Consider the following 20238-nt stretch of genomic DNA (forward strand, 5'->3'; position numbering starts at 1 on the left):
TCGTCCGCTTCGGCGGGACGATCTTTCAGGGGCACGAGATCGGGTATCCGAGACTTTTTCCCGCCGCAGGCAACGCGACGTCGCGGGTGTCGGCGCAGACAGCGGGTGCGGAGTTTCGCGGTCAATTCAGCGCCCAGACCGGGCTGCGCCTGAACGAACAGTGAGGTGTAGATGGTTTCGTGCGACACCCGCATTCGTTGGTCGTCCGGGAACTCCTTGAGCAGACGTTTCGAGATTTGTTGCGGAGACCAGCAGACATTGAGTTTCGATTCCACATACTCCCGCAACCGATCGTCCAACGCTAGTTTCCCCAGTCGCGGACGCCGGGTGCGGGGCACGGCGAGACGTTCAGCGGGAGCCGCACGATAGCCGCTCCTGCCACTATTGCGGAGCACCTCCCGCGAAATCGTTGAGACCGGCCGCCCCAATTCGGCCGCGATCGCCGTCAGCGACCGACTCGCGGCGAGACCGCGAGAGATGCTCTCGCGGTCATCGAGCGACAACCGCAACGCCGGCCGCGGCTTTGTCGCACGTGGCCGGACGCCGCCCGATTGTTTGAGCCACAAACAGGCAGTCGACCTCGAAATCCCGGCTAGCACCGCGGATTTTCGAAGCGACGTCCCCGACGCGCGCGCCGTGAAGAATGCCATCCGCTGCTCCGGTGGCTTCGGTTTTCGTCCCATTTCATTCCTCCCAAAGACACATTAGGAGGTCACCACGGCCACAACGTTGCATTAACCGCTTGAAACTGTCGCCGTCTTTGATCTTGTCGCTGATGAACGCGGCGATCTTGCGCAGGTTGAAGTTGGTGAGCAGCATGGTGACGATGATTTGGGCGGCGCCGAATCCGCGCACGCGGCGGCGGCTGGCGGACCACTCTGGCACCGCTCCAATGGAGCGGCGGCCGTGACCCAACTTCTAGCCGCCGGCACCCGGTTCGACGGGCTGGTCTGTTTCAACGACGCCCTCGGCGCCATGAGCGCGCTGCAGCAGGCGGGTCTGCGAGTTCCCGAAGACGTTGCCGTGGTGGGCATTGATGACATCGAAGACGCGCGATTCTCGACCCCCGCACTCACCACCATTTCCCCCGGCCGCCAAGAACTGACACGTCTGGCTGTGAACCGTGTGCTCGCTCGCATCGAAGCAGGTGATGACCCTTCGACGTCGGTGCACGCGGAGGTGGGCTACTCGCTCCACGTGCGCGCCTCCACGATTTCCACCCCCGCGAGGCACTTTCCCAGCACCGAGCAGGCCCAGCTCTACGACTGAGGAGCTGCTGCGCGGTCTGCAACAGGAAGGTGTTGACAGCACCGAGGCGATGGCGTACCTCCAAATTCACATCGATGTAAATTGCATCGATTGCCCTTTCTGAGGCTCCCCGACAGCGCCGTGCGAAGCAGATAGCAGGTACCCAGCGAAAAAGCTGATGGCCGCGTTTGCGGTCTCCGCCGTCATCGATGACACCCTGCTGACGGCGCTGTCCTCCGGCGAAGGTCCTCAGATTGTCGCTATGCCGGCGGAGCGCCTGCCTGTCTACGCGTCCAAGAAGGCCCTCGTGAACCTCGATGACTTCTACGCCGAGGACAGGAGCAACACCGCCGACCTGAACACGGAAGCCGTTGCGATGGAAACCGTCGACGGCTCCAAGTACGGCGTGCCGGCCGGCTTCGTTCCCCTGTCGGTCTTCTACGACAAAGACAAACTAGCCGCGGCCGGCGTCACAACGTTCCCGACCAACTGAGACGACTGGGTTTCCGCGGCCAAGACCACTACCGTCGACGCCGACGGTGACGGCACTCCGGAGTAGTGCGGCATGGCGTTGCCCGATCACGGTACCGTTGGCAACGGCGTCTGAGCGAGCCTCTTCGAAGGCGGCGGCGGTTCGATCACCATCGCAGAGCCCCGTATGCTCGCACGCACAAAGATGCCAGGCGCAAGCACGACGTTCCGATGCTTTTTGCGAGCTGAGAGCTCGTGTTTGCTCGAGTCGGCAGCAGAGAAATCGCACGTCGCAGGGCGTATCCCTACGTTTTTCGAGGTCTTTCCGCTCCAATTTTGGGCATAATACTTCCGCCGCGATGCAGACCTCAAGCCCCGGTGGACTCGCGAACGACCAGTTCGGGCTGAAACACGATATGTTCGTGCTCAAACGTGTCGCCGAACGCGGCCTCGCGCAGCAGCAGGTCGACTGCGGTGTAGCCGATCAGCACGCTCGGCTGACGGATCGACGACAGCGGCACCACGGCCGCAGCGGCGAAAGCGATATCGTCGTAGCCGATCAGGGCAATATTGCGCGGCACGTGTAGCTCGCCGCGCATGTTGAGCGCCTGCAGCACACCGATGGCGAGCAGATCGTTGGCGGCAAAGATGGCATCGGGGCGGTCATCGGGTGCCCGCTCCAGCACCAGCTCGCCGGCGGCACGGCCGGCCAGTACCGAGAGGGCATCGGTTTCGATGATTTCCAGAGACACCGACGGATGTTTAGCAACGGCTTCCCGCGCACCCTTCAGCCGGTCGACCACCTGCCGAATGCTGATTGGTCCGCCAACGAAAGCGATACGAGTCTTGCCGATGGACACCAGGTGATGCGCAGCGAGGCGCCCGCCCGCAACGTCGTCGACGGCGACGGAGGAAAAGCTACGGTCCTCCGTCTGGCGATCGACCAATACGGTCGGTGTACCGCGAGCGCGCAATCGAGTGAGTCGGTCGCCGACGTCACCAAGCGGTGAGATCAAGACCCCGTGCACGCGCTGTTCCTCGAACAGGTCGAGGTAAGCGGCCTCACGGGCGAGACTGTCGTCGGTGTTGCCGAGTAGAACTGCGAGCCCCTCTTCGGCCGCTCGATTCTCGGCACCACGGGCGACATCGGTGAAGAATGGGTTCGCGACGTCGAGCACGATGAGCCCTAGGCTGCGGCTCCGACCGGCCCGCAACTGACGGGCGGCGTCGTTGCGAACGAAGCCGAGGTCGGCAATGGCAGCTTGAACTCGCGCGGCCGTGCCCGGTGACACTTTTTCAGGTCGGTTCAACACGTTCGACACCGTACCCACCGATACGCCGGCGGCGGCGGCGACGTCGTTGACACTGATCGATGCCACGCTGACTCCCTTTTCGCTGGGACGCCTCCGGCGGCCCAGCCCTCAGCTTATTGCCCATAGGCGCCCCCAATGAAACGAATCAACACCGGTGGCCGGGTTTCATGTCGAGTGGGAACCGATGATGGAAAGTGCTGTTGACGATCAGGGGGCCGCCACCTTAGTATTCTCTGAGTAGCCAAAATGAAACGATTCATTCAGGCATTTCCTCGACGCGGAGGCACGACCTCGAAATGATCAACAGTCCCGAACCGACCATTGGACGGTCGATTACACCGCTCCTGTCATTGCGTGGGGCGGCCAAAGCATTCGGCCCGGTCATCGCCCTCGCCGACGGCGTGGTCGAGATACTCCCCGGTGAGATTCACGCCTTGGTCGGCGAGAACGGAGCGGGCAAGTCCACCCTGGTCAAGATTCTGGCGGGGCTTTACAGCCTGGACGCCGGCGAATTTCTGGTTCAGGGGAAGCCGGTGACCTTTCGCACTGTGGCCGACAGCAAGGCTGCCGGCATCTCCGTTATCTATCAGGAGCCGACGCTCTTTCCCGATCTCACAGTCGCGGAAAACATCTTTATCGGGCGACAGCCCAAGAACGCACTCGGCCTGATCAACCGGTCGGCAATGCGCAAAGAGGCTCGTGCCCTGTTCGAGCAACTCGGCGTGCGCGTCGATCCGGACCGCATCGCCGAAGGACTCTCGATCGCGGACCAACAGATCATCGAGATCGCTAAAGCGATCTCCCTCGATGCGAACGTGCTAATCATGGACGAACCGACGGCGGCACTCTCCGGCCTCGAGGTGGAACGACTCTTTCACGTCGCACGGGCCCTGTGCTCGAACGGCGCGGGCATTCTGTTCATTTCGCACCGGTTCGACGAGGTATTCGCACTGAGCGACCGCATCACGGTCATGCGCGATGGCGAATACATCACGACCCACCAAACCAACGAGGTGACCTCGCCCCAGATCGTGCGTGAGATGGTCGGTCGGGACATTGGCGCCCTATTCCCCAAGGTGGTCGCCGAGGTCGGAGAGACCGTGCTGAAAGTGTCTGACCTTTCGCGCACCGGCGTCTTTGCTGATATCAGCTTCGAGGTCAAGGCCGGCGAGATCGTGGCACTGGCCGGCCTAGTGGGTGCCGGTCGCACGGAGGTGGCTCGCGCCATTTTCGGTATCGACCCCTACGATCACGGCTCAGTCGAACTGCACGGCGCTCGCGTCAAACCGAACAACCCGCAGGCGGCGATCGACGCCGGCATGGGTTTTGTTCCCGAGGACCGCCGGAAGCAGGGACTCGTCATGGACCTCTCGGTGGCGCGCAACGCCGCCCTCACGCTGCGCAACCGCCTGTCGCGTTTCGGCATCATCAACGCTGCAACCGAGCGCCGCGCGGCGGAGGATTGGACGACCCGCCTGCAGGTGAAGACGAGGTCCCAGGAGTACAAGGTCTCCACCCTTTCCGGCGGCAACCAGCAGAAGGTCGTGTTGGCCAAATGGCTGGCCACCGAGCCGACGTTCCTCATCGTCGACGAACCCACGCGTGGCATCGATGTCGGCACCAAGAGTGAAGTGCACCGTCTACTGTCAGATCTCGCCGGGCGAGGCATTGCCATCCTGATGATTTCCAGCGAACTGCCCGAAGTCCTGGGCATGGCCGACCGAGTACTGGTCATGCACGAGGGTCGTCTCACCGCCCGAATCGACCGAGCGGATGCGACAGCCGAGTCGATCATGCACGCGGCAACCGCAAAACTGGAGCGCTCACTATGACCATCGGTACCTCGCCACCCGACACGGCCGCCACTGCGATGCGTCGCACCTCGGGCGGGCTGGCCTCCGTGCTGCGCCTCCGGGAGCTTCCGGTCACGCTGGCCCTCATCGCCCTGGTCGCCCTGACCTATCTGGCCAATCCGCTCTTCCTCGGCCAGCAGGGCATGAAAGACCTGCTTCTGAACGCGACGATCGTCATCATCCTCGCCGTCGGGCAGGCGATGGTCATCATCACCCGCAACGTCGACTTGTCGGTGGGGTCGATCCTCGGCATCGTTGCCTTCAGCACCGGAACCCTGTTCGTGGCCGTTCCGGGTATTCCGATCGTGCTGATTTTTCTCGCGGGAATGGCGCTCGGTGCCCTGCTCGGCAGCGTCAACGGTTTTCTCGTCACCGTCGCCAAAGTACCGTCGCTCGTCATCACCCTCGGTACCCTGTACATTTACCGCGGTCTCAACAATGCGTGGGCCGGTGGTACGCAGTACTTCGCCGGAGACCGGCCCGACAGCTTCGGCGCTCTGTCCGTCGACACCATCGCCGGCTTTCCCCTGATCACCCTGATCGCAATCGTCGTCGTCATCATCGTCGCAATTTTCATGGCGTCCACGCGACCCGGTCGTGATTTGTACGCCATCGGCTCCGACCCGGAAGCGGCCAAACTGTTCGGTATCCCAGTCATTCGCCGCGTGCTCCTCGCCTTTCTCAGCAACGGCGTGCTAGCCGGTCTCGCCGGCGTGCTCTACGCCAGCCGGTTCAACTCGGTTGGAGCGACGACCGGAACCGGCCTCGAATTCGACATCATCGCCGCTGCCGTCGTCGGCGGCGTTGCGATCTTCGGCGGCAGCGGCACCGTTGTCGGAGCCGCCATCGGCGCGCTTCTGCTGACCACCATCACAAGCGCCCTGGCCGCCATTCGTGTCGACAAATTCTGGCAGCAGGCCATTGTCGGCCTGCTCATCCTGGCCGCGATAGTCATTGATCGAATCACGCGCATTCGAACAGCGAAGAAGCTCCGACGCAGTGAGGCACGCGATGTCTAATCCCCCGACCGAACTGCTCCCGACCGCGACGAACAAATCCGGAACCCGCTCGGCCGGGGCGCCGACCGCCCGCGGTCGCACCGGAATCGCCCGCATTCTGCTTGGCCGCGACACGGTCATAATCTACGCGCTCGTCGTGTTCATCATCTACGCAGCGCTATTCATTCCCCGGTTCGCCAGCCCGGTCTCGACCGGTTTTCTACTCCTGGACGTAATTCCAGCCCTGCTGATCGCCCTACCGATGACGCTCATCATCATCACCGGCGAGATCGACCTTTCAGTGGCTAGCATCGCCGGTCTCACAAGCGCACTCATGGGGGTCCTCTGGGCAGCTGGCCTCGATATCGGCCTTGTGCTCATCGTCAGTCTGCTCGCCGGAGTGCTCGCCGGGGCTTTCAACGGTCTGCTCGTAGCGGTTCTCGGCCTCCCCTCCCTCGCTGTGACCATCGGCACCTTAGCGCTGTTTCGCGGCCTGGCGCTCGTCGTCATCGGCGACAACGCGGTGGCCAATTTTCCGCCGCCACTCACGAGCTTCTTCACCTCTAAATTGGGCGGCACGGGAATACCGACGGTCATGATCGGCGTGGTTCTGGTCGCGATCATCTTCGGCGTGGTGCTGCACCTCACTCCGTTTGGTCGTGGCCTGTTCGCCCTCGGGTATAGCAAGGAAGCGGCGATCTTCGTGGGCATCAAGGTGGTGCGGGCCAAGTTCTGGCTCTATGTCGCGTCTGGCTCCGTCTCGGCCCTGGCCGGAATCTATTGGACCCTGCGCTATTCGAGCGCCCGCAGCGACAACGCCAGCGGCCTCGAACTCACGGTGATCGCTGCCGTACTGCTCGGCGGAGTCTCCATCTTCGGCGGTAAGGGATCGATCCCCGGTGCCATCGCCGGAGTACTGCTGATCGGAACGATCAACTTCACGTTACGGCTGGGCCGCATCTCCGACGTGGTGCTCATCATCGTTACCGGTACCCTGCTCATCGCCTCCGTGGTGGCCCCCAGCATTATCGACGGCATCACGAAATGGCTACATACCCGGCGACACCGCCGCACTCTTCCCCAGGCATCGGCCTCGGGAGCAACCCGCGCCACAGCATCCGGCGTTCAGGAAGGGAAATGACAATGCAGTTCATTCGCCACACCAAGACGAGGGGCACTCGCCGCTTCCTCACCCTCGCAGCAGTCGCCGCGTCCGTTGCCCTCGTCGCGGGCGGCTGCGCCGCAGGCAATGATGCCGGAACCGGCACCGCCGCCGAGGGAGATCTCAGCATCACCTTCATTCCCAAGCAACTCAACAACCCGTACACCGACGTCGTTCTCGGCGGCGGAAAGGACGGCGCGACCGCCGGCGGCTTCGCCGCGACCGAGGTCGTCGGCCCGCTCGAAGCGAGTGCGAGCAGCCAGGTGTCGTTCATCAATGCTGAAACCCAGGCCGGAACCAGCGTTATCGTGATCGCTGCCAACGACCCGGATGCCGTCGGTCCGGCCCTCGAGGAAGCCCGCGCCGCCGGCGCCAAGATCGTGGCGTTCGACTCGGACACCAATCCGGACTACCGTGACGTGTTCATCAGCCAAGTCGTCGCCAAGGACGTCGCGCTGATTCAGATCAAGCTTCTCGCCGAGCAGATCGGCGGATCGGGAGAAATCGCGATTCTCTCGGCCACGGCCAATGCGACCAACCAGAACGAGTGGATCAAGTTCATCGAGGAGGAGCTCGCTTCCAACCCGGAGTACGCGGAAATCTCCCTCGTTGCCAAGGTCTACGGTGATGACGACGACACCAAGTCCTTCCAGGAGGCTCAGGGCCTGCTGCAGGCCTACCCGAACCTCAAGGGCATCATCTCACCGACCACGGTCGGCATCGCGGCCACGGCACGCTATCTCTCCACCTCGAACTACAAGGGCACCGTCGCGCTGACCGGGCTCGGGCTGCCCAATGAAATGCGCCCGTTCGTCAAGGACGGCACCGTCACCGCGTTCGCCCTCTGGGACCCGGCACAGCTCGGCTACGTCGCCGCGTTCGCCGGCAAGGCTCTCGCCAACGGAACCATCACCGGAGCCGAGGGCGACACCTTCGACGCCGGTGACCTCGGTAAGCGCGAGGTGGGTGCCGACGGGATCGTCATCGTCGGTCCGCCGACCACGTTCAACGCCGACAACATTGATGACTACGACTTCTAAGTAGTCCTCGCAGGCACGGATGCTGTGGGACGGATGTTGTGGAACGGATGCTGCGGCATCCGTTCCACAACCCTCGACCGCCCAACTTCACGAAATTTAGAGGCAGGAGTGATCCATGACGAACACGACGACGTCGAACGCCGCTACGGTGACCGGTGGGCGCGCCCTGCCGACCGGTCTGCTCGAGCCCAAAACACGTCGCAGCACCCGAATCGGCCTGGTCTCCGGCGGACTTGGTGCCTACTGGCCGCAATTTCCCGACCTTCTCCCTCTGCTACAGGACTCCGCGCGGTATGTCACCGATCGATTCAGAGCTCTTGACGCCGACGTGATCGATGCCGGATTCATCTCCGACGCCCAAGATGCCCAGATGGCGGCCGAGAAGCTGCGGGTGGCGGACTGCGACCTCATCGTGGTCTTTCTTGCCACCTACCTCACCTCGTCGATGGTGCTGCCGATTGCTCAGAAGTCGCACACCCCGGTGCTGGTCATCGATCTGCAGCCGACCGAAGCGATGGACCATGCCACCTTCGATACCGGCCAATGGCTCGCCTATTGCGGTCAATGCCCTGTTCCCGAGGTCGCCAACGTATTTCGGCGGGCCGGGATTCCGTTTCGGTCGGTCTCGGGATACCTGCGGCAGGAGCGCGCCTGGGACCGCATTATTCAATGGGTGCACGCGGCCGGTGTCCGAGCGACGCTGCGCACTGCCCGCCACGGTCTCATGGGCCACGTCTACCCCGGCATGCTCGATGTCTCGACCGATCTCACCAGCGTATCGACCACGTTCGGCTCCCACGTCGAGGTGCTCGAGTTCGACGATCTGCGCGTGCGGGTCGACGAGGTGACGGATGCCGCGGTGCGGGAACGCATGCACCTCGCGTCGCAACTGTTTCAGGTCGACGATTCGGTCCAACAGGAGGACTTCGCCTGGGGCGCAAAAGTCTCGGTCGGGCTGGACAGGTTAGTGGCAGACTTCGACCTCGACTCCGTCGCCTACTACCATCGTGGCCTAGCCGGCGAACAGCACGAACGGCTCGGCGCCGGCATGATTCTCGGATCGTCGCTGCTCACCGCCCGCGGAATTCCGATGGCGGGTGAATACGAGCTGCGCACCTCGATCGCGATGCTGGCCAGCCAGGCCATCGGAGCCGGCGGGTCATTCACCGAAATTCAGGCGCTGAATTTTTTCGACAATGTCGTGGAGATGGGGCACGACGGGCCGGCCCACCTCGCCGTGAGCGCACGGGAGCCCCTACTGCGCGGGCTCGGCGTCTACCACGGTAAGCGCGGCTGGGGCGTGTCGGTTGAATTCGACGTGCAGCCCGGACCGGTCACGACCTTTGGTGTCGGACAAGACCCCGATGGGCGCTACGTCTTCGTGACCTCAGAGGGCACGGTCGTGCCCGGTCCGCTGCTCGCGATCGGCAATACCACCTCCCGTGTCGACTTCGGCGGCGATCCGGGTCGTTGGGTTGACGAGTGGAGTCAAAGCGGCATCGGTCACCATTGGGCACTTAGCCTCGGCCACCGCGCCGCCGACATCAAGGCTGCCGCGAGCCTGCTGGAAATCGAGCACCGCCATGTCGCGCTCGTCTAACGTCTGAACCGCGCGCCGGAAGCGGGCTCCGCTCGATCCGGTCTTGCCATCCGGCATCCCACGCGCCACAATTGAAACGATTCATTTATTCCTGGAGGAGTCACCGATGACGAACACCGCCGCACGCCGCGTGTGCTTTGCGTTACAGGTCAAGCCGGAACGCATCGACGAGTATCGCGAGCGCCACGCGGCAGTCTGGCCCGAAATGCTCCGTGCGCTCAAAACCACCGGCTGGAACAACTACTCGCTGTTTCTTCGGCAGGACGGACTGCTGATCGGCTATTTCGAAACAGCGGATCTAGCATCCGCTCAGGCTGGCATGGCGGCAACCGCCGTCAACGCGCGCTGGCAGGCCGAGATGAGTGAATTTTTCATCGCACTCAACGGCTCCCCCGACACCGGGTTTCTGCAACTGACCGAAGTCTTCCACCTCGAAGACCAGCTCGACGCCCTCACCACAACCGCTACAGAAAGAAGTACCTCGTGACCATCAGCGCTGCCGTACTCACCCAACTCGAGGCGCAGGCCATCGAGCTGCCCTCCTGGGCGTTCGGTAATTCCGGAACACGTTTCAAAGTGTTTGGCACCCCGGGTACCCCCCGCACCATCGAAGAAAAGATCTGCGATGCGGCCCAGGTCAACCAGTACACCGGCCTCGCGCCAAAGGTGGCGCTCCACATTCCGTGGGACAAGGTCGCCGACTACGCGGCGCTCCGCACCTTCGCGGCCGATCAGGGCCTCGTGCTCGGCACCGTCAACTCGAATACCTTTCAGGACGACGCCTATAAGTTCGGCAGCCTGACCCACACCGACGCGGCGACGAGGCAGAAAGCCATCGACCATCACTTTGAGTGCATCGAGATCATGCACCAGACGGGCTCGAACGACCTGAAGATTTGGCTCGCCGACGGCACCAACTACCCGGGCCAGGGCGATATTCGCGGCCGCCAGGACCGCCTCGCCGAATCACTCGCCGCCATCTACGCCCGCCTCGGCGATGAGCACCGGCTCGTGCTCGAGTACAAATTCTTCGAGCCCGCTTTCTACCACACCGACGTTCCTGACTGGGGAACCAGCTACGCGCAGGTCGCCGCGCTTGGCGACAAGGCCAGCGTCTGCCTCGACACCGGTCACCACGCTCCCGGCACCAACATCGAATTCATCGTCGCCCAACTGCTGCGCCTCGGCAAGCTCGGCTCCTTCGACTTCAACTCGCGGTTCTACGCCGACGACGACCTCATCGTCGGCGCGGCCGACCCATTCCAGCTGTTCCGCATTCTGTATGAGGTCATTCGGGGCGGCGGCTACGGCCCGGAGTCGACGGTGGCGTTCATGCTCGACCAATGCCACAACGTGGAAGATAAGATTCCCGGGCAGATTCGCTCGGTGCTGAACGTGCAGGAGATGACCGCCCGCGCGCTGCTCGTCGACCGGGACGCGCTCACCCTCGCGCAGAACAGCAGTGACGTGCTCGGCGCCAACGGCATTCTGATGGACGCCTTCTACACCGACGTGCGCCCCGGCCTCGCTACCTGGCGGGAGAGCCGGGGACTGGCCGGCGACCCGATGACCGCCTACGCCGCCTCCGGCTACCAGGCGAAAATCGCCGCCGAACGAGTCGGCGGCAGCCAGGCCGGCTGGGGCGCGTGAGAATGACCGACCGGCTCATTCCCGGTCCGCACGGGAGCATCCCCGTGCGGATCTACCCGGCCCAGGGCGCGGACGGCGGGTCCGCGCCCGGACTCGTCTGGCTACATGGCGGCGGGTTCTCCTCCGGTGACTTAGACATGCCGGAGGCTGACTGGGTGGCCGGGCAGCTCGCCGCCCGCGGGATCGGCGTCGTTTCGGTGTTCTACCGGCTAGCTCCCCCACTGGCTTTCAACCAGGTCGGCGGCCCCCTGTCCCACGACGGTGCTCACTTCCCAGTGCCCTCCGACGATGTGCTCGCCGCCTTCAACTGGACCCTCACCTATGCGGACGAGCTGGGCCTGGATCGCGAATCGATCTCGATCGGCGGGGCGAGCGCTGGCGCCGCCCTGGCCGCCAGCGCCGCCGTGCGCCTGCGGGATGCCGGCCAGCACACCCCCTACCGGGTGCTGCTGGCCTATCCGACCGTGCACGCAGTGCTTCCCGAACCCAGCCCCGAACTCGCGGCGAAGCTCGACGGCCTGCCGGAGGAGTCCCGCTTCCGCCCCGACGCGGTAGCCCGGATGAACCTCAACTACGCCGGAAACCCGGCAAACCTGGCCGACCCGCATGCCTTTCCCGGCAGCCACGAGCTCTCCGGTCTACCGCCGACCCTCATCCTCAACTCCGACCGCGATAGCCTCCGTTCCTCGGGCGAGGCCTACGCCAGCGAGCTCCGCGCGGCCGGCGTCGACATCACCTGCCTGCGCGAGGACGGCACGATCCACGGCCACCTGAACACCCCCGCGCACCCGGGGGCGCTCGCCAGCCTCACGACGATGGCGGCCTGGCTACTCTCCCCCCTCAACAACACCCGCGTCGGCAGCACCGCAGAATCGTATGCCCCCTCCAGCAGCAAGGAAGCCTCATGACTTTGAACCCCGCAGCCGCCGCGCTGATTGCCCGGTCGAACCGCCTCGGCGACGACCCGAAGAACACGAACTATGCCGGCGGTAACACCTCAGCGAAGGGCACGGAGACCGACCCGGTCACCGGTGAAGCAGTGGAGCTGCTGTGGGTGAAGGGCTCTGGCGGAGACCTCGGCACACTCACCGAGAAGGGGCTCGCGGTGCTGCGGTTGGACCGGCTGCTGGCGCTGAAGAACGTCTACCCCGGCCTCGACAGTGAAGACGAGATGGTCGCCGCTTTCGACTACACCCTGCACGGCAAGGGCGGCGCTGCGCCGTCGATCGACACCGCCATGCACGCCCTCGTCGATGCGGCGCACGTCGACCACCTGCACCCCGACAGCGGCATCGCCATTGCGACCGCGGCCGACGGTGAGGCGCTCACGCAGACAATCTTCGGCGAGAAGGTGGCCTGGGTCGGCTGGCGTCGACCCGGCTTTCAGCTCGGTCTCGACATTGCCGCCATCAAGGAAGCCAACCCGCAGGCTATCGGCTGCATCCTCGGCGGGCACGGCATTACGGCCTGGGGTGACACGAGCGAGGCTACCGAGGCGAACTCGCTGTGGATCATCGACACCGCCGCCACCTACATAGAAAAGCACTCGCGGCCGGAGCCGTTCGGCGCTCTGCTCGACGGCTTTGACGCGCTCGAACCGGCCGAGCGCCACGCCCGCGCTGCCGCTCTCGCGCCGACAATTCGCGGGCTGGTCTCCACCGACGCCCCCAAGGTCGGCCACTTCACCGACGCGCCCGAGGTTCTCGACTTTCTCGCCCGCGCCGAGCACCCGCGGCTCGCCGCCCTCGGCACCAGCTGTCCAGACCACTTTCTGCGCACCAAGGTCAAGCCGATGCTGCTGGACTTGCCGGCCGGGGCATCCGTTGACGAATCGCTCGCTCGCCTGGTCGTGCTGCACGACGAGTACCGCGCCGACTACCAGGCCTATTACGACCGCAATGCGACGGCCGAGTCGCCCGCGATTCGCGGTGCCGACCCGCTCGTCGTGTTGGTTCCCGGCGTAGGCATGTTCAGCTACGGCGCGAACAAGCAGACCGCCCGCGTCGCGAGCGAGTTTTACATCAACGCCATCAATGTGATGCGCGGCGCCGAGGGTCTCTCGACCTACTCCCCGATCGATGAGGCCGAGAAGTTCCGCATCGAGTACTGGGCGCTCGAAGAAGCCAAATTGCAGCGAATGCCCGCCGCCAGGCCGCTCGCCACCCGCGTCGCACTCGTCACTGGCGCTTCCTCCGGCATCGGCAAAGCCATCGCCACCCGCCTGGCCGCCGAGGGCGCCTGCGTCGTCATCGCCGATCTCGACCTGGCCCAGGCACAGGCCGTGGCCGCCGAGATCGGCAGCACGGACGTTGCCATCGGCGTGCAGGCCGATGTCACCGACGAGGAGCAGGTGCAGGCCGGCGTCGACGCCGCCGTACTCGCCTTCGGCGGACTCGACCTGGTCGTGAACAATGCCGGACTGTCGCTGTCGAAGTCGCTGCTCGAGACCACCGTCGCCGACTGGGACCTACAGCACAACGTGATGGCCAAGGGCTCCTTTCTGGTGTCGCGCGCGGCGGCGCGGGTGCTCATCGACCAGAACCTTGGCGGCGACATCATCTACATCTCCTCGAAGAACTCGGTCTTCGCCGGCCCGAACAACATCGCCTACTCCGCGACGAAGGCAGACCAGGCCCACCAGGTGCGGCTGCTCGCGGCCGAGCTCGGTGAATACGGCGTGAAGGTCAACGGCATCAACCCCGACGGCGTCGTGCGCGGCTCGGGCATCTTCGCCGGTGGCTGGGGCGCCAAGCGCGCCGCGGTATACGGTGTCGACGAGCAGGACCTCGGCAAGTACTACGCCCAGCGCACGCTGCTCAAGCGTGAGGTGCTGCCGGAGAACGTCGCCAACGCCGTGTTCGTGCTGTGCACGAGCGACCTGAGCCACACCACCGGGCTGCATATTCCCGTTGACGCGGGCGTGGCCGCCGCGTTCCTGCGGTGATCGGCCGGCGCATCCGCTGTGTTCAGGTGTACCGGTGAGAACCAGCGCGGGCACGGTCGCGGCGATCGACCTCGGGGCGTCGAGCGGTCGGGTCATGCTCGGCCGTGTCGGACACAACGAGCTGAAAATACGCTCGGTGGCCCGGTTTGCCAACGCCGCGGTGCGCACGATCGATGGGCTGCACTGGGACATTCTCGACCTGTATCGTGGGGCCATCAGCGGCCTGCGTTCGGCCGTACGCGAGGAACCGGAGTTGCTCGGTGTAGCCGTGGATTCGTGGGCGGTCGACTACGCATTGCTGCGCGGGCAGCGGATGCTCGGCAACCCGTTTCACTACCGCGACACCCGCACCGGGGCGGGGGTGACGACCGTGCATGCGATCGCCCCACCGGCTGAGCTCTACGGACGCAACGGGTTGCAGTTCCTCCCCTTTAACACGCTGTATCAGTTGGCCTCTGACCAGCTCGGCGACGAGCTCGACAACGCCGACTCAATGCTGCTGATCCCGGACCTGATCACGTACTGGCTGAGCGGGGAGAAGCTCGCCGAGCGTACTAACGCGTCGACGACCGGACTGGTCGATGTCACCGTCGGCGATTGGGACGCTGAGCTCATGGCCCGGCTCAGACTGCCGCGGAGACTATTTCCGCGGCTCGTGGACGCGGGGACCCGCGTGGGTTCGGTGCTTCCCGAGGTACTGGCCGAGATCGGAACCGGCCACAGCATCGACGTGATGACAGTCGGGTCGCACGATACGGCATCCGCTGTGGTCGCTGTGCCAATGATCTCGGGCAATGCCGCCTATATCTCGTCGGGGACCTGGTCGCTCGTCGGCGTTGAACTAGCCGAACCGGTACTCACCGAGGCGAGCCGGGCGGCGAATTTCACCAACGAGGGCGGTGTCGACGGACGGGTTCGTTACCTGCGCAACGTCATGGGTTTGTGGCTGCTGAGCGAGTCGCTGCGCACTTGGGAGCTGGCCGGGCAGACCTTTGATCTGCCCGGGCTATTGGTCCAGGCTGGCACCTGGAGTGGGCCGGTGACCGTGTTCGACGTGGACGATCCGCGCTTCCTACCGCCAGGTGATATGCCGAGCCGCATTCGCGACTATTGCCGGGAGCACGATCTGCGCGAACCGGCGACGCCGGTCGAGCTCGTGCGCAGCATCGTCGAAAGCCTCGCGGATGCCTACGCGCACACGCTGCGGGTCGCCGCCGAACTCTCGGGAACCAGCATCGACACCGTGCACGTCGTCGGCGGCGGGTCTCAAAACGAACTGCTTTGCCAGCTCACCGCCGATCGCACGGGACTGCCCGTGCTGGCCGGTCCGGTTGAGGCGACGGCGATTGGCAACGTGTTGGTGCAGGCGCGCGCGCAAGGCCTGGTCACGGGAAGCCTCGAAAGCCTGCGCGCCCTGGTCGCCCAGGCGTTCGCGCCGAGGCGCTACGAACCGCGCGGTTGACCCGCGCGCACACGTCCGGCGTCGGGGGCCACTCCGGAGCTGGTAGCTCGAGCTTGAGCGCAACGGCTCGCGCAACGGCTCGCGCAACGCTACCAGGCGCTGACGGCAGGCATTGCTCATATCGATCACCAACTCCGCCTGCTTGCCAGTCATCAGAACCCAGCTCTCCTGGCCGCAAGCGGAGTCGGCCCATTCATTGCCGCGCACCTGCTCGCCACCGCCGGTGACAACCCAGATCGCATTATTACCAAGGCTCGGTTCGCAGCCCTCTGCGGCGTCGCACGGATACCAGCATCCTCCGGAATACGGCAGCGCTTCCGTCTCCCTCGCCATGCTGACAGCCAAGCCAACGCAGCATTGCACCGCATCGTGCTGCTTCGCAAACGCCAGAAGAAACCTCGGGCTATAGCCGACATCTCCCGGCGGGCCGGCAAAGGGCTCTCCGACCGCGACATCGTCCGCTGCCCGAAACGACACGTCACCAACGAAATATTCGCAGTGCTCACCCAAAATTCCGCGGTCGCGCTGCCCAGTGGACACCGCGGCTTCGACAACGCCGTCAAACCCTAGGCATCGTCCTCACTGAGGCGGCCAAACAACTCGACGTCCGCTACCAGCGCTTACGCCGACTCGCGATAGGACAACGTGCTGACACCAATCTGGGGGTCGCCGTCATGGCGCGACGACAAAAATCAGCCCATTGCAACACAAACAGTCGCTTGACATCGAGTAGGAGCGTCCTCTGAGCGGGACGAAACCCAGTGTGGCGGCGCGCCGTCGAGTGAAGGGGACTGTCTTGAGTTCAGTTCACTCAGTGGGTTGGTGGTTCCAGCGGCCTTGAGGATCATGCTTACTGTCTTGAACTCGATCGGGGCAAGCTTGCCGAAGCGGCGTTACCGGCGCTTGCGGCGCTCGGCTCTCGAGATCCAGACGACGCAGCCAGGGCGATGCGGATTTTTCGCATAGTGGACACGAGAAACCCGACGGCATTTGCGGGTATTGACGCTTCCGTGTCAACCTCACCGCGGAACAGATCGAGTGTTTTCCCCAAAACTTTGAATTAGCGCCTCGACCTCGTCGTGCGCTGGGACGAAGCTGTTGAAGGGGGCGAAGGGGTCAGCCTTAACCGGGTCGTGACCCTGGCTCCGGCCCAGACGACCGCCGGACCACGATCATCGGGGGAGGTACGGTCACGAGCTTCACCTCGGAGTGCTCTATGAGGGCCAGGAGCTGATACACCGCTGCGCGCCCCTGGGCTTCGAAGTCGTTCCGCAGGGTAGTGAGTGGGGGATCGAAATAGGCGGCCTCGGGAATGTCGTCAGTGCCGACGACGCTGACGTCCTCGGGGATCCGGCGACCCCGTTCCTTCAGTGCCAACATCGCGCCGAGTGCCATCTGGTCGTTTGATACGACGAATGCCGTCGCATCTGGAAGAGCGGCAAGGTTGGCAATTGCGTGGTAACCGGAGCGCGCTGACCAATCACCATACAAAATGCCGACCGAGTGGAGGCCCTGAGCCTGGACAGCCGACTCGTAGGCCCGGGTCCGGTTACGTGACGCCGACCACGTGTCTGGTCCGGCGATGTGCATCAGGCGCCGGTGTCCGAGCTCTGCCAAGTGCGCGACCAATGCCGGTACACCCACACTCGAGAGCTTAGAGCGCGGTTCGTCCGGCATCCCGTCGGATTCCTTCGCTACGTAGGCCGGCACCCGGAAGGCGATCCTCTCTATCGCGCTGGTCATCGCATCCGTCGAGGTGAGGGCGAGCACACCGGCTAGGTCGTGCTGCGTGATGAGTGCGAGGGACTCCTCGATGGCACGCGGATTAAGCGCGTCGAGCGCGATGATGTCGAGCATGTAGCCGGCTTCGCGTGCGCCAACGCTCGCTCCCTCAACGATGCCACCCGGACCGACTTTGGAGATGTCATGGGTAAGCGCACCGATACGGTGCGATCGGCCGGACTTGAGGCTGCGGGCGGTGAGGTTCGGCCGGTACCCCAGCGCATCGATAGCTTGAACGACCTTGTCACGGGTTTCGGGCCGGATACCCTCGAAGCCTTTCAGGAAACGACTCACGGTCTGATGGGACACGCCCGCAGCCCGCGCGACGTCGTAGATGGTCGCCGCCTTCACCCGGAACGTGGCGGGCCCCGCCCGACCTAAATCTGCGCTCGTGCCCATCCCGATCCTCCCTGAGGTTCAATTGTGTGGCTCTGGGCCGCTCGATTCTGCGGTTCGCGACCAGAGGATACCTCCGCTGAAAAGTGCTTGACAAGCTATGTTATCGGCAACATACTCTGTTCAGGCAAATGTTCTCGAAAACAATTCCAAGAGGTGAACCGCCGAATTCCTTGGCAATCTACAACGGAGTACACATCAGATGAAGCCCTTGCTGCCTGTCCAATCCCTCAGCGGAATCCTATTCGGCGTCGCCTACTACCCGGAATACCACCAGTCCGATCGGGTCGAGACGGATCTCGACTTGATGCACGACGCGGGCATCAACGTGATCCGCGTCGGGGAGTCGGTGTGGTCCACCTGGGAGCCACACGATGGTGAATTCGACCTGGAATGGCTCGCGCCGGTGCTCGACAGCGCGCACCGTCGCGGGATTCGAGTGATTCTCGGAACGCCGACCTACGCGATTCCGCCGTGGATGCAGGTCGCTCACCCCGAGATCGCTGCGGAGCGTCGCACGGGTGAGGCGATCCCCTGGGGCGCCCGTCAGGAGATCGACTTCGCGCACCCGGTCTTCCGCACGTACGCCGAGCGTGTCATCCGCGCCGTTGTGGGGCGTTACGCCGACCATCCGGCCATCATCGGGTATCAGGTCGACAACGAGCCCGGATTAGAGCTCTTCCACAACGATCACGTTTTCGAGGAATTCGTGAGTCGGCTCCGCGACCAGTACGGCGATGTCGAAACTCTCAACCGCGAATGGGGCCTCACCTACTGGTCGCATCGGCTCGCCGATTGGAGCGAGCTCTGGCGGCCGGACGGCAACTCGTTCCCGCAATTCGACCTCGCCTGGCGGCGATTCCAGGCCCAACTCACCACGGAGTTCATCTCCTGGCAGGCCGACCTCGTGCGCGAGTATCGTCGCCCCGGCCAGTTCGTGACGACCTGTCTGCAGTATGGGCGCCCGGCGCTAGACGACGAACGGCTGAGCCGCGCCCTCGACATCACCGCGGGCAATCCGTACTACGGCATGCAAGATCGCCTGGACGCCACGCTCGAGCGATCACAGCTGAGTGGGTGGACGACGACAGGTGTCGCCGCGCTTTTCCGCCAGGCCGACCGTATGTATGCCTCCAAGCAGGGCCGTTACCTGGTCACCGAGACGAACGCTCAGGCGATTGGCCACTCCGACACGAACTTCCCGCCCTACCCGGGCCAACTGAAGCAATCCGCGTATGCGTTCATTTCGCGCGGTGCCGCAATGATCGAGTACTGGCACTGGCACACGCTGCCGTACGGTGCCGAGACCTATTGGGGCGGGGTACTCCCGCACAGTCTGGTGCCGGGCCGGGTCTATTCGGAAGTCGCCGAGATCGGCGGCGAGCTCGCGAAGATTGGCAGGACGCTCGACGGATTCGAGCCCGATGCGGATGTTGCGATCCTGTGGTCGAACCCGAGCAAATACGCCCTCCAGTTCACGCCATCTTTGCGCACCGACGGTCGCCCCGATCCCGAGTCGTACGAGACGATCGTCGATGCGTTCCACCGCGGCGCGATCGACGCCGACCGCCAGTCGCGGCTCCTCCACCTCGATCAGGCTGGGTCGATTGGTGCGGATGCGCTCGCCGCCCGGTTCCCGGTGCTCGTCGCGGCCGGGATATACGTGACGACGGAAGCGGAGCTGCAGCTACTCCGAGACTATGTTGCCGCCGGGGGCCACCTCGTCATCGGCCCCCGCACCGGGTATGCGGACCAGGAGGCGCGCGCTCGCGTCGAGGTGGCCCCCCCGCGCTTGGCCGACCTCGCTGGCACCCATTATGAGGAGTACTCCAACCTCGAGGACGACATTGCGGTGGTCGCGACGTCCGATGACCTGCGTTTGGATGTCACCGCAGCGGCACGACTTTGGATTGACGGCCTCATCGCCGACGACGCTGACGTGTTGGCGCGCTACAACCACCCGAGGTTCGGCGACTTTCCCGCCGTCACCAGCAAAGCAGTCCGTGGTGGTCGCGTCACCGTTGTCGGCTGCGTGCCCGATCCTGCGTTCGCGAGCGGCATCATCCGTTGGGCTGCCGAGAACGGTCACGCGCAGGAGCTCGCTGGGGACACCCCGACACCGGTCACTGTGGCTTCTGGCTCACTCCCCGATGGGCGGCGCGCGTGGTTCGTCTTCAATTGGGGATGGGAGCCGCAGGCGATCACTCTCGCGGCCTCCATCGCCGACACCGTCACTGGGGCAGTGCTCCAGACGGGCACAGATGTCTCACTCGCCGCATGGTCGACGCGGACCTTCATCAGCCAGTGAACACCCAGGGA

At 64.3% G+C, this 20238-nt stretch carries 18 protein-coding genes; 14 read left to right on the forward strand and 4 right to left on the reverse strand.

The window, feature by feature from the left end; genetic code table 11:
* On the reverse strand, positions 1-683 hold a 683-nt coding region (locus CXY72_RS20490; protein ID WP_146071007.1), incomplete at its 3' end, for a helix-turn-helix domain-containing protein.
* Between the two features lies 1 nt (position 684).
* Positions 685-885 (reverse strand): hypothetical protein, encoded by a 201-nt coding sequence (locus CXY72_RS19725; RefSeq protein ID WP_199183903.1) that lies wholly within the window; start codon positions 883-885, stop codon positions 685-687.
* On the opposite strand from CXY72_RS19725, the gene CXY72_RS01370 reads away from it, so the two are divergent.
* Together CXY72_RS01370 and CXY72_RS01375 are read left to right on the forward strand one after the other, a co-directional pair.
* On the forward strand, positions 832-1269 hold the full coding sequence (locus CXY72_RS01370; protein ID WP_104125940.1) for a substrate-binding domain-containing protein: 438 nt from the start codon (positions 832-834) through the stop codon (positions 1267-1269). The two genes, CXY72_RS19725 and CXY72_RS01370, sit on opposite strands and share 54 nt — an antisense overlap.
* 157 nt (positions 1270-1426) lie before the next feature.
* A complete protein-coding gene (locus CXY72_RS01375; RefSeq protein WP_104125941.1) occupies positions 1427-1741 on the forward strand; it encodes an extracellular solute-binding protein in 315 nt (104 codons plus the stop codon).
* A 346-nt stretch (positions 1742-2087) separates the two neighbouring features.
* Here the strand turns inward: CXY72_RS01375 and CXY72_RS01380 are convergent, their stop codons facing one another.
* Entirely contained in the window at positions 2088-3098 is a 1011-nt protein-coding gene (locus tag CXY72_RS01380) for a LacI family DNA-binding transcriptional regulator (RefSeq protein WP_104125942.1), read from the reverse strand.
* Between the two features lie 230 nt (positions 3099-3328).
* On the opposite strand from CXY72_RS01380, the gene CXY72_RS01385 reads away from it, so the two are divergent.
* The 11 genes from CXY72_RS01385 (at position 3329) to CXY72_RS20305 (ending at position 16311) form a co-directional block, all read left to right on the forward strand.
* Positions 3329-4864 (forward strand): sugar ABC transporter ATP-binding protein, encoded by a 1536-nt coding sequence (locus CXY72_RS01385; protein WP_104125943.1) that lies wholly within the window; start codon positions 3329-3331, stop codon positions 4862-4864.
* The gene (locus tag CXY72_RS01390) at positions 4861-5904 is read left to right on the forward strand and encodes an ABC transporter permease (protein ID WP_104125944.1); all 1044 of its coding nucleotides are present in this window, start codon (positions 4861-4863) and stop codon (positions 5902-5904) included. Before CXY72_RS01385 ends, CXY72_RS01390 begins: the two co-directional genes overlap by 4 nt.
* Complete coding sequence (locus tag CXY72_RS01395; RefSeq protein ID WP_104125945.1) at positions 5897-7024, forward strand: ABC transporter permease; 1128 nt, start codon at positions 5897-5899, stop codon at positions 7022-7024. The genes CXY72_RS01390 and CXY72_RS01395 overlap by 8 nt, the downstream gene beginning before the upstream one ends.
* On the forward strand, positions 7021-8085 hold the full coding sequence (gene rhaS, locus CXY72_RS01400) for a rhamnose ABC transporter substrate-binding protein (RefSeq protein ID WP_370446186.1): 1065 nt from the start codon (positions 7021-7023) through the stop codon (positions 8083-8085). Before CXY72_RS01395 ends, rhaS begins: the two co-directional genes overlap by 4 nt.
* 115 nt (positions 8086-8200) lie before the next feature.
* Complete coding sequence (locus CXY72_RS01405) at positions 8201-9685, forward strand: L-fucose/L-arabinose isomerase family protein (RefSeq protein WP_104125947.1); 1485 nt, start codon at positions 8201-8203, stop codon at positions 9683-9685.
* 106 nt (positions 9686-9791) lie between these two features.
* On the forward strand, positions 9792-10172 hold the full coding sequence (locus tag CXY72_RS01410; protein WP_104125948.1) for an L-rhamnose mutarotase: 381 nt from the start codon (positions 9792-9794) through the stop codon (positions 10170-10172).
* The gene (gene rhaI / locus CXY72_RS01415) at positions 10169-11335 is read left to right on the forward strand and encodes an L-rhamnose isomerase (RefSeq protein WP_199183901.1); all 1167 of its coding nucleotides are present in this window, start codon (positions 10169-10171) and stop codon (positions 11333-11335) included. Before CXY72_RS01410 ends, rhaI begins: the two co-directional genes overlap by 4 nt.
* A gap of 2 nt (positions 11336-11337) precedes the next feature.
* Positions 11338-12243, forward strand: a complete 906-nt coding sequence (locus tag CXY72_RS01420; RefSeq protein ID WP_104125949.1) for an alpha/beta hydrolase — start codon at positions 11338-11340, stop codon at positions 12241-12243.
* Positions 12240-14279, forward strand: a complete 2040-nt coding sequence (locus CXY72_RS01425; RefSeq protein ID WP_104125950.1) for a bifunctional aldolase/short-chain dehydrogenase — start codon at positions 12240-12242, stop codon at positions 14277-14279. The genes CXY72_RS01420 and CXY72_RS01425 overlap by 4 nt, the downstream gene beginning before the upstream one ends.
* 34 nt (positions 14280-14313) lie before the next feature.
* Entirely contained in the window at positions 14314-15741 is a 1428-nt protein-coding gene (locus tag CXY72_RS01430; protein WP_104125951.1) for a rhamnulokinase family protein, read from the forward strand.
* 168 nt (positions 15742-15909) lie between these two features.
* Entirely contained in the window at positions 15910-16311 is a 402-nt protein-coding gene (locus CXY72_RS20305) for an IS110 family transposase (protein WP_255409245.1), read from the forward strand.
* 552 nt (positions 16312-16863) lie between these two features.
* Here CXY72_RS20305 and CXY72_RS01440 read toward each other — a convergent pair.
* On the reverse strand, positions 16864-17922 hold the full coding sequence (locus CXY72_RS01440) for a LacI family DNA-binding transcriptional regulator (RefSeq protein ID WP_104125953.1): 1059 nt from the start codon (positions 17920-17922) through the stop codon (positions 16864-16866).
* A gap of 199 nt (positions 17923-18121) precedes the next feature.
* Between CXY72_RS01440 and CXY72_RS01445 the strand changes: the two genes are divergently transcribed.
* Complete coding sequence (locus CXY72_RS01445; RefSeq protein ID WP_199183902.1) at positions 18122-20227, forward strand: beta-galactosidase; 2106 nt, start codon at positions 18122-18124, stop codon at positions 20225-20227.
* Positions 20228-20238: the final 11 nt, after the last annotated feature.

This window comes from Cryobacterium sp. Y57, assembly GCF_002929505.1.
Lineage (GTDB): Bacteria > Actinomycetota > Actinomycetes > Actinomycetales > Microbacteriaceae > Cryobacterium.